The sequence below is a fragment of the Planobispora longispora genome, assembly GCF_016863135.1.
Classification (GTDB): domain Bacteria; phylum Actinomycetota; class Actinomycetes; order Streptosporangiales; family Streptosporangiaceae; genus Planobispora; species Planobispora longispora.
The window spans coordinates 60124-72671 of the sequence record NZ_BOOH01000015.1 but is presented as its reverse complement, the minus strand read 5'-3'; the positions used below and the strand labels follow the sequence as shown (position 1 = coordinate 72671).

The window sequence follows — 12548 nt, the reverse complement described above, 5'->3', positions numbered from 1 at the left end:
CTACGGCGGCAGCATCTACCAGGACTTCAAGCCCGGCGCCAAGGGCAACCTCAAAGCCGCCCTCAAGAACCAGAACGCCTCGCACCAGTTCAGTCCGTCGTCATCGCCGCGCGTCAACATCTCGTACGCGCTGTACAAGGCCGGCGGCGGCCAGATCACCTGCGGCTTCGACGGTTACACCAACACCCCCGGCCGGCACGAGGGCATCGACTTCGGCCGCGGCGTGGGCTCGGACGTCCACAACCTGGTGAGCGGCCAGGTCATCTACCTCGCGCGCGGGTACAACGGCCGCTCGGGGCTCTCCACGATCGCCGTCTACAACGCCTCACTGAACAAGACGGTGATCTATCTGCACTCCGCTCCGCGGTCCTCCCTGCGCGTGGGCCAGCAGGTCAGCCGCGGACAGATCATCGCCGACGAGGGGTGGCGCGGGGTGTCGTCCAGTGCGAGCGCGCACACCCACGTCGAGGTGCGCACCGGACGGCAGAAGTTCGCCTCCAAGAGCGTCGGCGACCCGACTCTGAGCAACCCGAACCCGACCTCGTTCTGGATCTCCCAGGGCTACAACCTCCGATAGCGCCCCGCGGTCTCCGAAAGAGGAAGGCAACTGTGTCTCCACGAACTGCACGGCCGATCTCGCGGCTCATCACGGCGGTCGCCGCGATGGCGCTCGGTGGATCGGTGCTCGCCACCGCCTCGCCCGCTTCGGCGGCCAACCGCGACGGCGTGTGCCAGAGCGGCGAGTTCTGCTACTACTTCAACAGCAACAACCAGGGATCGGTCTCCGACTTCACCGGATCCGTCGCCGACTACGCCACCCAGCAGCCCTCCTGCTACGACTTCAAGGGACCCGGCAACGGCAAGGGCAAGTGCATCAAGAATTCCGCCGCCTCGGTCTGGAACCGCAGCGGCAAGACCGTCCGCGTCTACTTCAACAGCAACTACGGCGGCAGCATCTACCAGGACTTCAAGCCTGGCGCCAAGGGCAACCTCAAAGCCGCCCTCAAGAACCAGAACGCCTCGCATCGGTTCCTGAGCTCCGCGTCGCCGACCGCGTGCAAGACCGACGGCACGCACAGCAGGCCGCCCACGACAATCCTCGTGTACCGCAAGTCCCTCGATCGCGTGGACAGGGTGGCGTTCAAGACCTACGTCAAGAACGTCCTGCCCAACGAGTGGCTGTCGTACTGGCCGACGGAGTCCCTCAGGGCCGGGGCGATCGCCGTCAAGAACTACGGCTGGTACTGGGCGCTGCACTCGACGCGCAAGACGTCGGACGGCCGGTGCTTCGACGTCTACGACCACACGTCGAGCCAGGTGTACAAGCCCGGCTCCGCGACGGCGACGACGAACGCCGCGGTGGACGCGACGTGGGGCACCCGGCTGACGCGCAACGGGAAGATCTTCCAGGCGCAATACTGCGCGACGACGACGGCGTGCGGCATGTGGGTCAACGGGGACTGGATGTCGCAGAGGGGCTCTCGCGATAAGGCCAGAGCCGGCTGGGGCCACTCCAGGATCCTCAAGTCCTACTACAACGGGATCGCTCTTACATCCTGACAACCCCCGGAGTCCGTCCGACCCTGGTTCCCCGCCGTGTCGCGCACGGCGGGGAACTAGGGTTCGTCGACGATGATCTGGAAGTTGATCGGCCGGTTTCCGGGGAACGCGATCCTTCCCGAAGCGTCCACCATCTTGAACCGCACGTAGCACAAGCCCGGTTTCCTCGGCGTGGTGATGTCGATCTGGATGTCGACCGTCTCGCCGGGCGGCGTTTCCTCGACCGGCACGTCGGAGACGGTCCGGCATTGATCGGTTCCCTGCGGGGAGTCGAGGCGGCGCAGCGAGTATTCCTTCCACGGCACGGTCCCGGCGTTCTTGAGCCGCCATACCTTGGACACGGTCTCGCCGGCCCCGACGCGCTTGCAGTCGGGCAGCGTGACGTCCGCGACGAACTCGGCCGCATCGCCCTTGTGCGCGGGCGGGGCCGGAGCCGGATTGGTCTGACGCGCCGGGCAGGCGACCGGGGACGGCGACGGGCCCGCGGACAGGCCCGGGCCGGGCTCGGCGGGCCCGGATCCGCGATCGGCGATGCTCACGATGAGGATCGCCGCCGCTCCCACACCGGCTGCCGCCGCGACGAGCGCGACCGGGCGGGTCAGCCGGGATCGCCCTCGGTCCCCCGGCGCGGGGAGGGGCGGCCGGATGTCGCCCGCATCCTCGACGGGTGACGGCGGCGCGGGCGTGGACGCCGGGGTCTCGCCGGCCGGTCCGGACGCCTGCGGCGCCACGGCGACGTGCGCGGTACGGAGTTCCGCGGCGCCCGCGATTCCACCGTGCGGACGATCCGCTGAGGCGTCGGCGGTCGGAGGATCCCCGGCGCCCGCTCCCCGGACCGTCCGGTTCGCCCTCTCCCAGTGGTCGCGATAGGCGGCCGGGTCGGCGCCGCACGCCTTGACGAACTCGACGGTGGTCTCCCAGCTCGGGAGCCGGTTGCCTTTCGTGGCTTCGTGCAACGTCGTGTGGGAGATCGCCCCTGAGCGACCGGACATCTCCCGAAAAGGCGGATTGCCAACCGACCGGCGCAGCTCCCGGAGGACCCCCGCGAAGTCCTCGATCGCCTCCACCCGTGCACGCCTGTCGTCCACCGGACGAAGCTAACAGCACCCCCACTCTTCACTCAACTCACAGCAATGTCACGCATGGAATCGAACGGCCCGGCACCCGGGCCGGGCCGTTTTCCGGCCGGGCCGCCGGTCGAGGGGGGCGTCTCCGGGAGGGGGACATCCTGATTCCGGAAAATCACCCCAGAGGGGGACATGGAATCAAGGGGTGCTTTGATGACCGGGAAGGGGGACGACTCCTACCGTTCACCCCATGGTTTTCAACACGAACGCACTCCGCCGTACGGCGGCCGGCGTCAGCCTCGTCCTCGCCGCCCTCGCCTTCCCCACCGCCGCGCAGGCGGCCACCGCGCAGACCTCCGCCGCCACGGCCGGCGGCACGTACGGACCCGTCGTGTACGGCCTCTACCCGACCCAGGCCTCATGCGCGAGTGCGGCTGCCAAATACAACGTCGCCGGGAAGTCCGCTTACTGCGTTCTGATGTGGCGGCTCAACCGCTGGGCCCTGTACGTCTCGCAGTAGAGGCAACCGGCGCGTGCGGCGCGGGTCCCGGAGCCGGGAGCGTTCCGGGACCCACGCCGCACCCGGTGCGGAGCGCCTCGTGCGCCGCGAAGACTCGTGCCGTGAAGACTCGTGCCGTGAAGACTCGCGCCGCGGCGAAGATGAACGCCCGGAGATGAGCACCCCGACACGACATCCCTGAGTATCCCTACTCATGGGTATATGTCGCTGACCAGCAAGAATTGCTCTCATGCGACTCTCACACGCGATGGCCCGCCACGTCTCCCGGTACGACCGGGGCGCCTTCGCCCTGTCCATCGCCGGCCCCTACGCGTTGATCGTCATCGCCGCGACCGTCTACGTGGAGATTGCCACCCACCAGCCGGGCAGCCAAGGCCTTGAGGCGATCGTGTTGTTCGCGGTCACCTCTCCGCTCTCCCAGTTCTTCATGTTCCTTCCGGTCGACCTGCTCCCCTCGACGCTCGCCCTGCTGACGTACACCGCCACCGGGCTGTTCCAGGCATGGCTCCTCTGGCTGATCGCACGCGGACGGAAGAAGACCACGCCTCCGGCGGGGGCGCTCCGGTTTCAGGATGCCCGCGAAGAGCAGGAGCCGGGTTCGTAGGCGACCGAGGGCCGCGCACGCCGGACGTGCGCCCGGCTCAGGCTCCGTCGGCCGAAGAGACCAGTGCCTCCTCCAAGGTGGCGTGGGTCTCGAACAGGGTGATCAGTTGCGTGGTGCGCAGCATCCGCAACAAGTAGAGCGGGACCCCGGCCAGGAGCAGTCGCGTCCTGCGCTCCCGGCATTGCTTGAAGGCCGCGATCAGCGCACCCACTCCCGAGGAGTCACAGAAGGTCATCGAGGTCAGGTTCAGGATCAGGCAGCCCTCTCGCACGGACTCCCACATCGGTTCGAACGCGACGCGAAGCAAGGGAGAGGTGGCCATGTCCAGTGCTCCGGTGACGTGGACCACGACGTATTTGCCCTGCAGATCGAGGTCGACGCTGAAGGGCGTCTCGTCCGGGGACCGCACTCCCACCGGCCCCATGTTCCCTACACTCATGGTCCGCTCGCCACTCCCCGCACCGATCTTCTGCCCCAGGGTAAAGCGATACCCACCTTCATAGGTTCTGATTTCTCGCAAGTCGTGGAATTTGGTGCACGCCCTTATACCGCACGTTAGAAGGGACAGTCGTCGTCATCGGCGGCCGACGGCCGGCATCCGTATCATCTCGGCATGGTGCCGAACCCGGAGTCACGGCTCAGCCGACGGGCGGTGCTCCTGGCCGCCGGAGGGCTGCTCGCCGGTTGCTCCCGGGAGCCCGAGATCGACGAGGTCCGCCTGCGGCTGGCCACCGGGCCGGCGGGAGCGGTGTACCGGCGCATCGGCGGTTCGCTGGCCGGACACATCTCCGAGCAGGTGCCGGGCGCGACGGTGACCACCGTGCCGAGCGGGGCGTCCGCCGACAACATCCGGATGTTGCGGGCCGGCGAGGTGCACCTCGGGCTGACGAGCCTGGACGCCCTGATCACGACCGACGGCAGCGCGCCCGAAGGGCTCTCGGCGATATGCCGGCTCTACGACAGCCACCTGCACCTCGTGGTCATGGCCGGTTCGGCGATCGGCGGGTTCCGGGACCTCGAAGGCAGGCGCGTGTCCCTCGGCGCCCGCGACTCGGGCACCGAGTTCACGTCGCTGCGGGTCCTGGGGCTCGGCCCGGTGAAAGCCGACGGCCGGTACCTCAGCCAGGCCGAATCGGCGGCGGCACTGCGTGACGGCGAGATCGACGCGATGTTCTCCCTGACCGGCGTCCCGACACCCGCCGTCACCGAGCTGGCGCAGCGCGACCCGATCCGGCTGATCCCGCTGGACGCGCAGGCGGACGCGCTCATCACGGCGTTCCCGGGTCCCTACACTCCGGCCGCGATCCCCGCGACCGCCTACGCCGGCGTCCCCGCCACCCGCACCGTCGCCGTGCCGAACGTGCTCCTCGCGCGCAACGACCTGCCCGACGACCTGGTCCACGCCATCACCGACACCATCTTCACGCACACCGGCACGATCACCTCCGCCGGCCGCGACGGCGCCGAGACCGTTCCCGAGGCGTGGCAGATCAACGTGCGTACCGGGATCTCCACCGCGTCGGTCCCGCTCCATCCGGGCGCGGCCGCCTGGTTCCGCGACCGCAAACGCTGACCCGGGACGATGACAGCGCGGTGTGATGACAGCGCGGTGTGATGACAACCCGGTGCGGCGACGGCAGCGCGGTGCGGAGCCCCGGGCCTCAGACCGCCGGCGGGGACAGGGCGCCGGACGGCGACGCCGCCTCCGGCACGATCGGCAGCGCGACCACCGCGGCGAATCCATGCCCGGACCCGTCCGGGCGCGGCAGTCCCTCCTCCAGCCGCAGCTCGCCCCCGGCCGCCCCGACCAGGTCGGCGCAGATCGCCAGCCCCAGGCCGGTCCCGGACACGTTCTGGTGCCGCGGCGACCGCCAGAACCGCTGCAGCGCCTGGGTCCTCTCGGACGCGCCGATCCCCTGGCCGTCGTCGCGGACGGCGATCGTGACCACGCCGCCGGCCGTGAAGGCTACGCCGCCGGCCGCGGAGGCCGCGCCGCCGGCCGTCCCGGGAGCGGCGCCGCCGTGCCCGGCGGCCGCCGTACCGTCCGGGGCGACCCGGGCGGTCACCTCCACCACCCGCGCGTCCGACAGCCGTAACGCGTTGCTGATCAACTCGTCCAGGATGCTGCCCAGTCCGCCCGTCGGCTCCATCAACCGCAGCCCCGGCGGCACGTCGACCACCAGCGTCTGCCCCGCCGCCGCCGTCAGCGCCCGCCACCGGTCCACCCGGGTCGCCAGCACCGCGTCGAGATCCACCGGCGACGCCGTCCGTATGCTCTCCATCCGCGCACTGGCCTGCAGCGAGTTCAGCAGCCGCTGCATCGCCTTCAGCTCGTCGACGGCGACGTCGTACACCTGCCGCCCGCCGCCGACCGGACTCAGGTGCGGTTCCAGACTCTCCACCGCGAGCCGGAGGCTGGTCAGCGGGTTGCGCAACTGATGCGACGCGTCGGACACGAACGCCCGCTGCCGCCGCACGGCGTTCTCGACCGCGTCCATCATGGTGTTGAACGACTCCGACAGCCGCCGCAGCTCGACCGGGCCGGCCTCGGCGTCCGCCCGGATCGTGAGGTCGCCCCGTGAGATCCGCGAGCTCGCCGCGTCCAGCTCCCGCACCGGCCGCAGCACCCACGCCGACACCGGCCAGGCGACGGCCACCAGTGCGATCAGCGGCAGCAGCCCGAGCCCGGCGAGCTGGGCCCATCGCACGAGGATGCGATGGCGAGTCCTCGACAGGTCCGAGATCGTCACGACGGCGCCGACGACCTCGCTGTCCCGGCCCACCGGCTCGGCGACCACGAGCGCGGAGTCGTCCCACGGCGCCCATCTGCCGGACGGCTCCGGCCTCGCCCCGGCCAGCGCCGCGGTCACGATCCGGGGGGACGCCGGCTCGGCCCGCGCCGCCTCCCGGTACGCGCCGGCCGGTCCGAGCAGCACCGTGCCCGAGGTGTCGATCACCGCGACCGGGATGCCGTACAGCTCGTGGTAACGCGCCAACTCCCGGTGGAGCGCCTCGGTCCGCCCGGTCGACAGCGCGGTCTCGGCCAGTGACGCGAACCGGCCGACGTCGTTGAGCCGGTCGACGTAGGTCTCCTGCATCTCCCGCTCGGCCACGGTGACGCCGAGCGGCACCCCGAGCGCCGTGACGAGCAGCACCGCGAGGGGCACCAGGACGACGAGCAGGCGACGGTGCACGGCGCGTCAGCCGATCAGCTCCGGCTGGTCGGCCAGGAGCCGATAGCCGACCCCGTGGATCGTGCGGATGAGCACCGAGGGCCCGATCTTGTGCCGCAACGCCGCGATGTGGGTGTCCAGGGTGCGGCTCGAGGGCTCCCAGGTCGCGCCCCAGATCTGGTCGAGGATGACCTCGCGGCTCACCACGTTCGGCGCCCGCCGGGCCAGCAGCAGGAGCAGCTCGAACTCCTTGCGGGTCAGCGTCACCGGCGTGCCGCCGACGGCGACCTCGCGGGTGCCGACGTCGATCCGCATCGGGCCGAGCACGAGCGGCCCGTCCGGGTGGGTCAGGGCGCGGGCCGCCCGGGTGCGTCGCAGGACGGCGTCGATCCGGGCCAGCAGCTCCGGGATGCCGAACGGCTTCACGATGTAGTCGTCGGCGCCGGCGCGCAGGCCGCGGACCCGCTCGTGCTCCTCCGACCGTGCCGTCACGGCGATGACGGCGGTCTCCGGGCGGTCACGCAGCTTGCGGATCACGTCGAGCCCGTCGCCGTCGGGCAGGCCCAGGTCGACGAGGACCACATCGGACGGGGCGGCCCGTACGGCCTCCGCGGCGGTGGCGATGCGGTGCACCTCGAAGCCCGCCTGGGTCAGGACGGTCACCAGGCCCCGCGCCACGCGGTCGTCATCCTCGATGATGGTGATCCGCATACCGGCGGATTGTACGGTCCGGATCGGCGCTCGCGGCAGCCTTTCAGTTCTTGGGATTCCTCTGACATATCCGGCGCATTCCTTGGGATTACCCTGACACCATCCGCGTCCCTGCCAGCCGAGACCGAGACCGAGACCGAGGCCGAGCACTCACCGACAAATGCGCATGCGCTGACGAGGAGGCCGCGATATGAGAACGACCAGCAGGTACCGGGCCGCCGTGCGAATGATCGCCGCGATCGGCGTCGTCTCGCTCGCCGCCGCCTGTGCCGGCAACGGGGGCGCCACCGACGGCGCCACCGGAGGTACCGCCGGCGGAGGTTACCCGGACAAGAACATCACGATCATCGTGCCGTTCAGCGCGGGCGGCCCGACGGACACCGTCACCCGCATGATCGCCGAGCCGATGGCCGCCAAGCTCGGCACCAAGATCGTCGTCCAGAACGTCGAGGGCGCGGGCGGCACGGTCGGCGCCGGCGAGGTCGCGCAGGCCGATCCCGACGGCTACACCGTGCTCATGCACCACATCGGCATGTCCACGGCGCCCGCCCTGTACCAGAACCTGGGCTACAAGCCGCTGGAGAGCTTCGAGACGGTCGGGCTCGTCACCGAGGTGCCGATGACGATCGTCGCCCGCAAGGACTTCGAACCCAAGACGCTCCAGGAGCTCGTGGCCCACGTGAAGGCGAACGCCGGCAAGGTCACGCTGGCCAACGCCGGTCTCGGCGCCGCGTCCCACCTGTGCGGCCTGCTGTTCCAGACCGCCGCCGGGGTCAAGCTCCAGGAGGTTCCGTACGAGGGCACCGGCCCCGCGCTGACCGACCTCGTCGGTGGCCAGGTCGACTTCATGTGCGACCAGACGACCAACACCAGCGGCCAGATCTCCGCGGGCGAGGTGAAGGCGTACGCGGTGACCACGCCGGAACGGGTCAAGAGCCTGCCCGACCTGCCCACCACGACCGAGGCCGGGCTGCCCGGGCTCCAGGTCAGCGTGTGGCACGGTCTCTACGTCCCGAAGGGCACTCCGCAGGACGTCGTGCAGAAGCTGACCGAGGCGCTGAAGACGGCACTGGCCGACCAGAAGGTCATCGACCAGATGGCCAAGCTCGGCACCGCGCCGGTCCCGGCCGAGGACGCCACCCCGCAGGCTCACCGGGCCAAGCTCGAAGAGCAGCTCGGCACCTGGGCGAAGGTCATCGCCGACGCCGGCGTCAAGGCCTCCTGAGGTGGAGCGCCGCCGGTCCCTCCCGGACGTCCTCGCCGGGGCGATCTTCATCCTGATCGGTGGCGCATTCGTGGCGGGGGCGCTCGGCTACGAGCTGGGCACCCCGCTGCGGATGGGGCCCGGTGCCTTCCCGCTGCTGGTCGGCGCGATCATGGCCGCCCTGGGCCTGGCGATCGTCGTCAAGGGACTCGTCGCCGGCGAGATGATCTCGTTCGGGCCGGTCCCCTGGCGTGCGGTCGCCGCCATCGTGCTCGCGCTCCTGTTCTTCGGATTCACCGTACGGGGTCTCGGGTTCGTCCCGGCGTCGGCGGTGACCGCCCTGCTCGCCACGCTGGCCAGCACGCGCGTGCGGCCGCTCGCGGCCGTGGCCGTGACCGCCGGGCTGACCGTGGCCGGCACGCTCATCTTCGTCGTCGGACTCCAGCTGCGGATCCCGCTGCTGGGCCCGTGGCTGGGGTTCTGATGCGGCATCCGGATTGAGGCATGGAACTTCTCGACAACCTCGCGCTGGGTTTCTCGACCGCCCTGCTGGCCCAGAACATCCTCTACTGCTTCGTGGGAGTGCTGCTCGGGACGGCGGTCGGCGTGCTGCCCGGCATCGGCCCGACGGCGACGGTGGCGATGCTGCTGCCGATCACGTTCAGCTTCGAGCCGGTGACGGCACTGATCATGCTGGCCGGCATCTACTACGGCGCGCAGTACGGCGGATCGACGACCGCCATCCTGATCAACCTGCCCGGTGAGTCGTCGGCGGCGGTCACCGCGCTGGACGGGCACGAGATGGCCCGCCGGGGCCGGGCCGGCGCGGCGCTGGCCACCGCGGCGGTCGGGTCCTTCGTCGCCGGTACGGTGGCCACCGTCGTGCTGGCCGTCGCGGCCCCGCCGCTGGCCCGCGTCGCGTTGCGGTTCGGCCCGGCCGAGTACTTCTCGCTGGTGCTGTTCGGCCTGATCGTGTCGATCGCGCTGGCCCGCGGCACGGCGCTCAAGGCACTGGCGATGATCGCGCTCGGCGTCCTGTTCGGCACGGTCGGCCAGGACATCTACACGGGCACGCCCCGGTTCGTGTTCGACCAGCGCGAGCTGTACGGCGGCATCGACTTCGTGTCGGTCGCCGTCGGCATGTTCGGGGTGGCCGAGATCCTGCGCAACCTGGAGGACGAACGGACGCGCACGGCGGTCGTCAGCACGGTGAAGAACCTCTGGCCGACCCGCGAGGACCGGCGCCGGATCGTCGGCCCGATCCTGCGGGGCACCGGTCTCGGCTCCGCGCTCGGCGTCCTGCCCGGCGGCGGCCACGTGCTGGCCTCGTTCACCTCGTACGCCGTCGAGAAGCGGATCTCGAAGCGTCGGGAGGAGTTCGGGCACGGCGCGATCGAGGGCGTCGCCGGGCCCGAGTCGGCGAACAACGCCGCCGCGCAGACGTCGTTCATCCCGCTGCTCACCCTGGGCCTGCCCGCCCACCCGGTCATGGCACTGATGGTCGGCGCGTTCATCGTCCACGGCATAACCCCGGGGCCGAACGTCATCATCGACGAACCGGCGCTGTTCTGGGGCCTGATCGCGTCGATGTGGATCGGCAACGTGCTGCTCGTGCTGCTGAACCTGCCGCTGATCGGCATGTGGGTGCGCATGCTGCGCATCCCGTACCAGGTGCTGTTCCCGATGATCATCCTGTTCGCTTCCATCGGCACCTACTCCCTGGGGTTCAACGCCTACGACGTCTACGCGATCGTCTTCTTCGGGATCCTGGGCTACATCCTGATCAAGTGCGGCTGCGAGCCGGCGCCGCTGCTGCTCGGCTTCGTGCTCGGCCCCCTGCTCGAGGAGAACCTGCGGCGGGCGCTGATCATCTCCCGCGGCGACGCGTCGGTCTTCCTGACCCGGCCGATCTCCGCGGTGCTCCTGGCCCTGGCCGCGGCGGCGCTCGTCGTCGCCGTCCTGCCGGCGATCCGCAGGCGCCGGGAGGTCGTGTTCGCCGAGGAGGAGTAGGCGCCCGGCCTGCGGATCCCGGCCCTCAGGGGGTGTCCCTCAGGGGGCGTGGAAGACCACCTCGGGGTTGGCGGCGGAGGGACCGGTCAGCAGCGGCTGATGCCCGCCGCGCAGGTGCTGGTCGAAGAAGGCGCCCACGTAGGCCGTGGTGATCTCGCCCGATCGCTTTCCCGGGAGCGGGGCGGAGGGGTCGGTGACTCCGGCCTGCCCGCCCAGGACCGGCAGGTCGATGAAGGTGAAGTGACCGGAGTCGGCGACCGTCAGCCAGCGCTTCCAGCCGTCCAGCCGCCGCCAGGTCAGCGGCCAGCTCTTGTCGGTGGAATCGGGCGAGTGCTGCGCCTTGGTGCCGACCATGAGGAAGGGCCGCCCGCCGAGGCCGGACCGCGGCACCTGCGCGAAGAAGGTGCCGTCCAGGTTCGCGCCGGCGCGGACGCGGCGGTCGGCGGACATGACGGCGGCGGCGGCGTTCCCGCCCAGAGAGTGGCCGGCGGCGCCGATCCGCTTCGGGTCGATCATCTTCCAGCGCTTCCAGGCGGGCCGGTGACCGGCGGCCCGGGTCAGTTCGTCCACCACGAAGGAGATGTCGGCTGCCCGGCCCGCGGCGGCCCTGCCCAGCAGCTTCTTCTCCGCCTCGTCGGACGGGGCTTTCTCGATCGTGTCGCAGGCGACGCAGGTCAGAGTACGGCCGCCCGGGAAGGTGGTGCCGAACGACTCGTAGGCGTGGTCCACGAGCGCGACGACGTAGCCCTTCGACGCGAGTTCCTCGGCGAGCATCGTCAGCGTGGCGCGGTTGAGCGAGAAGCCCGGTGAGAGCACCACCAGGGGGTGTCCGCCTCCGGCGGGAGGAGCGCCGGCGCGGGCGTTCACGCGGACGCCGGAGAGCTGCTCGGCCTTGAACGCGGCGTCGAGCTTCAGCCCTTTGAGCAGGAGCCCGGCCTCGTCGACGGTCATGTACGGGACCGCGCCGCCGCCGGCCGTCGCGGGGTAGTACACCGACACCATCAGCTCCCGCCCGTCCGCCGTGGGCACCCAGGGGTCGCGCCGCTCCTTGTCGACGAGGTGCAGGATGTCGCGCCCGACCGCGTACCGCCCAGTGGGACGGGGGATCGAGAGCCCCTGTTCGGGGCTTTCCGCGGAGGAGGCCGCGGAGGCCGGAGACGACGTCGAGATCGCGGTCGCGCCCAGCAGGGGGAGCGTCAGGGCGAGAAGGGCGGCCGTGGCCGTACGGCGAGTTCTGATCATGACGAGGAGCCTAGAAAGGGCCCCGATGCGGTCGACACTCCTGAAAGACCTGTCCGGTCTCTTACTTTCGTAAGGGGCTGCGCGCCGCGCGGGTGGCGTCCTTCATCGGTCGATCTCCGGGCCCGGCGTCGTCACGGGCCCGGCTTCGCCCCGGTGGTCGCGTCGGCCGGGGTCAGGGTCAGGCGGTGGGGAAGGGGCCCTGGTACTCGGTGTAGTCGGAAACACCGTCGCCGTTGAGGTCGACGCGCACCTCGTCGGTGTAGCCGTCGCCGTTGTGGTCGAGGTAGACCACGTCGGTCACGCCGTCGCCGTCGGTGTCGTAGCGCTCCTCGTCGGCCACGTAGTCGCCGTCGGTGTCGATGAGCTGGACGTCGGTGCCGCCGTCGCCATCGGTGTCGTAGTAGTCGGTGGTGGTGACGTAGAACTCGCTCATCGTGGTCTCTCTTTTCTCATCGTG

At 70.5% G+C, this 12548-nt stretch carries 14 protein-coding genes; 8 read left to right on the top strand and 6 right to left on the bottom strand.

What is annotated here, in order from left to right; genetic code table 11:
* Both Plo01_RS08470 and Plo01_RS08465 read left to right on the top strand, forming a co-directional pair.
* Positions 1–577, top strand: a 577-nt coding sequence (locus Plo01_RS08470; protein WP_203889964.1) for a M23 family metallopeptidase, incomplete at its 5' end; no start/stop codon positions are given.
* Between the two features lie 32 nt (positions 578–609).
* Entirely contained in the window at positions 610–1560 is a 951-nt protein-coding gene (locus Plo01_RS08465) for a peptidase inhibitor family I36 protein (protein ID WP_203889963.1), read from the top strand.
* Between the two features lie 56 nt (positions 1561–1616).
* On the opposite strand, the gene Plo01_RS08460 is transcribed toward Plo01_RS08465, so the two are convergent.
* Positions 1617–2648 carry an NBR1-Ig-like domain-containing protein gene (locus tag Plo01_RS08460; RefSeq protein ID WP_203889962.1) on the bottom strand — a complete coding sequence of 344 codons (1032 nt, stop codon included), beginning with the start codon at positions 2646–2648 and terminating at the stop codon, positions 1617–1619.
* A gap of 229 nt (positions 2649–2877) precedes the next feature.
* On the opposite strand from Plo01_RS08460, the gene Plo01_RS08455 reads away from it, so the two are divergent.
* Together Plo01_RS08455 and Plo01_RS08450 are read left to right on the top strand one after the other, a co-directional pair.
* On the top strand, positions 2878–3147 hold the full coding sequence (locus Plo01_RS08455) for a hypothetical protein (RefSeq protein ID WP_203889961.1): 270 nt from the start codon (positions 2878–2880) through the stop codon (positions 3145–3147).
* Between the two features lie 229 nt (positions 3148–3376).
* Positions 3377–3751, top strand: coding sequence for an SCO4225 family membrane protein (locus tag Plo01_RS08450; RefSeq protein ID WP_203889960.1), 375 nt, complete (start codon positions 3377–3379; stop codon positions 3749–3751).
* Between the two features lie 37 nt (positions 3752–3788).
* Here Plo01_RS08450 and Plo01_RS08445 read toward each other — a convergent pair whose 3' ends face one another.
* Complete coding sequence (locus Plo01_RS08445) at positions 3789–4166, bottom strand: STAS domain-containing protein (protein ID WP_203889959.1); 378 nt, start codon at positions 4164–4166, stop codon at positions 3789–3791.
* A 198-nt stretch (positions 4167–4364) separates the two neighbouring features.
* On the opposite strand from Plo01_RS08445, the gene Plo01_RS08440 reads away from it, so the two are divergent.
* Positions 4365–5324, top strand: a complete 960-nt coding sequence (locus Plo01_RS08440) for a TAXI family TRAP transporter solute-binding subunit (RefSeq protein ID WP_203889958.1) — start codon at positions 4365–4367, stop codon at positions 5322–5324.
* A gap of 88 nt (positions 5325–5412) precedes the next feature.
* On the opposite strand, the gene Plo01_RS08435 is transcribed toward Plo01_RS08440, so the two are convergent.
* Both Plo01_RS08435 and Plo01_RS08430 read right to left on the bottom strand, forming a co-directional pair.
* Positions 5413–6945, bottom strand: a complete 1533-nt coding sequence (locus Plo01_RS08435; protein ID WP_203889957.1) for a sensor histidine kinase — start codon at positions 6943–6945, stop codon at positions 5413–5415.
* A 6-nt stretch (positions 6946–6951) separates the two neighbouring features.
* Entirely contained in the window at positions 6952–7635 is a 684-nt protein-coding gene (locus Plo01_RS08430; protein ID WP_203889956.1) for a response regulator transcription factor, read from the bottom strand.
* 190 nt (positions 7636–7825) lie between these two features.
* Between Plo01_RS08430 and Plo01_RS08425 the strand changes: the two genes are divergently transcribed.
* The 3 genes from Plo01_RS08425 to Plo01_RS08415 are packed head-to-tail and all read left to right on the top strand — an operon-like array spanning position 7826 to position 10849.
* Positions 7826–8860 carry a tripartite tricarboxylate transporter substrate-binding protein gene (locus Plo01_RS08425; protein WP_203889955.1) on the top strand — a complete coding sequence of 345 codons (1035 nt, stop codon included), beginning with the start codon at positions 7826–7828 and terminating at the stop codon, positions 8858–8860.
* 1 nt (position 8861) lies between these two features.
* Positions 8862–9323, top strand: a complete 462-nt coding sequence (locus tag Plo01_RS08420) for a tripartite tricarboxylate transporter TctB family protein (protein WP_203889954.1) — start codon at positions 8862–8864, stop codon at positions 9321–9323.
* A gap of 20 nt (positions 9324–9343) precedes the next feature.
* A complete protein-coding gene (locus Plo01_RS08415) occupies positions 9344–10849 on the top strand; it encodes a tripartite tricarboxylate transporter permease (protein ID WP_203889953.1) in 1506 nt (501 codons plus the stop codon).
* 39 nt (positions 10850–10888) lie between these two features.
* Here the strand turns inward: Plo01_RS08415 and Plo01_RS08410 are convergent, their stop codons facing one another.
* A complete protein-coding gene (locus Plo01_RS08410; protein WP_203889952.1) occupies positions 10889–12091 on the bottom strand; it encodes an alpha/beta hydrolase family protein in 1203 nt (400 codons plus the stop codon).
* Between the two features lie 178 nt (positions 12092–12269).
* Positions 12270–12524, bottom strand: a complete 255-nt coding sequence (locus tag Plo01_RS08405) for a hypothetical protein (protein ID WP_203889951.1) — start codon at positions 12522–12524, stop codon at positions 12270–12272.
* Positions 12525–12548 lie beyond the last annotated feature (24 nt).

Bases quoted from the DNA above. Each gene is read 5' to 3' on its own strand.
- Plo01_RS08410 (WP_203889952.1), bottom strand. From the start codon at position 12,091: ATGATCAGAACTCGCCGTACGGCCACGGCCGCCCTTCTCGCCCTGACG.
- Plo01_RS08430 (WP_203889956.1), bottom strand. From the start codon at position 7,635: ATGCGGATCACCATCATCGAGGATGACGACCGCGTGGCGCGGGGCCTG.
- Plo01_RS08415 (WP_203889953.1), top strand. From the start codon at position 9,344: ATGGAACTTCTCGACAACCTCGCGCTGGGTTTCTCGACCGCCCTGCTG.
- Plo01_RS08450 (WP_203889960.1), top strand. From the start codon at position 3,377: ATGCGACTCTCACACGCGATGGCCCGCCACGTCTCCCGGTACGACCGG.
- Plo01_RS08405 (WP_203889951.1), bottom strand. From the start codon at position 12,524: ATGAGCGAGTTCTACGTCACCACCACCGACTACTACGACACCGATGGC.
- Plo01_RS08455 (WP_203889961.1), top strand. From the start codon at position 2,878: ATGGTTTTCAACACGAACGCACTCCGCCGTACGGCGGCCGGCGTCAGC.
- Plo01_RS08440 (WP_203889958.1), top strand. From the start codon at position 4,365: ATGGTGCCGAACCCGGAGTCACGGCTCAGCCGACGGGCGGTGCTCCTG.
- Plo01_RS08425 (WP_203889955.1), top strand. From the start codon at position 7,826: ATGAGAACGACCAGCAGGTACCGGGCCGCCGTGCGAATGATCGCCGCG.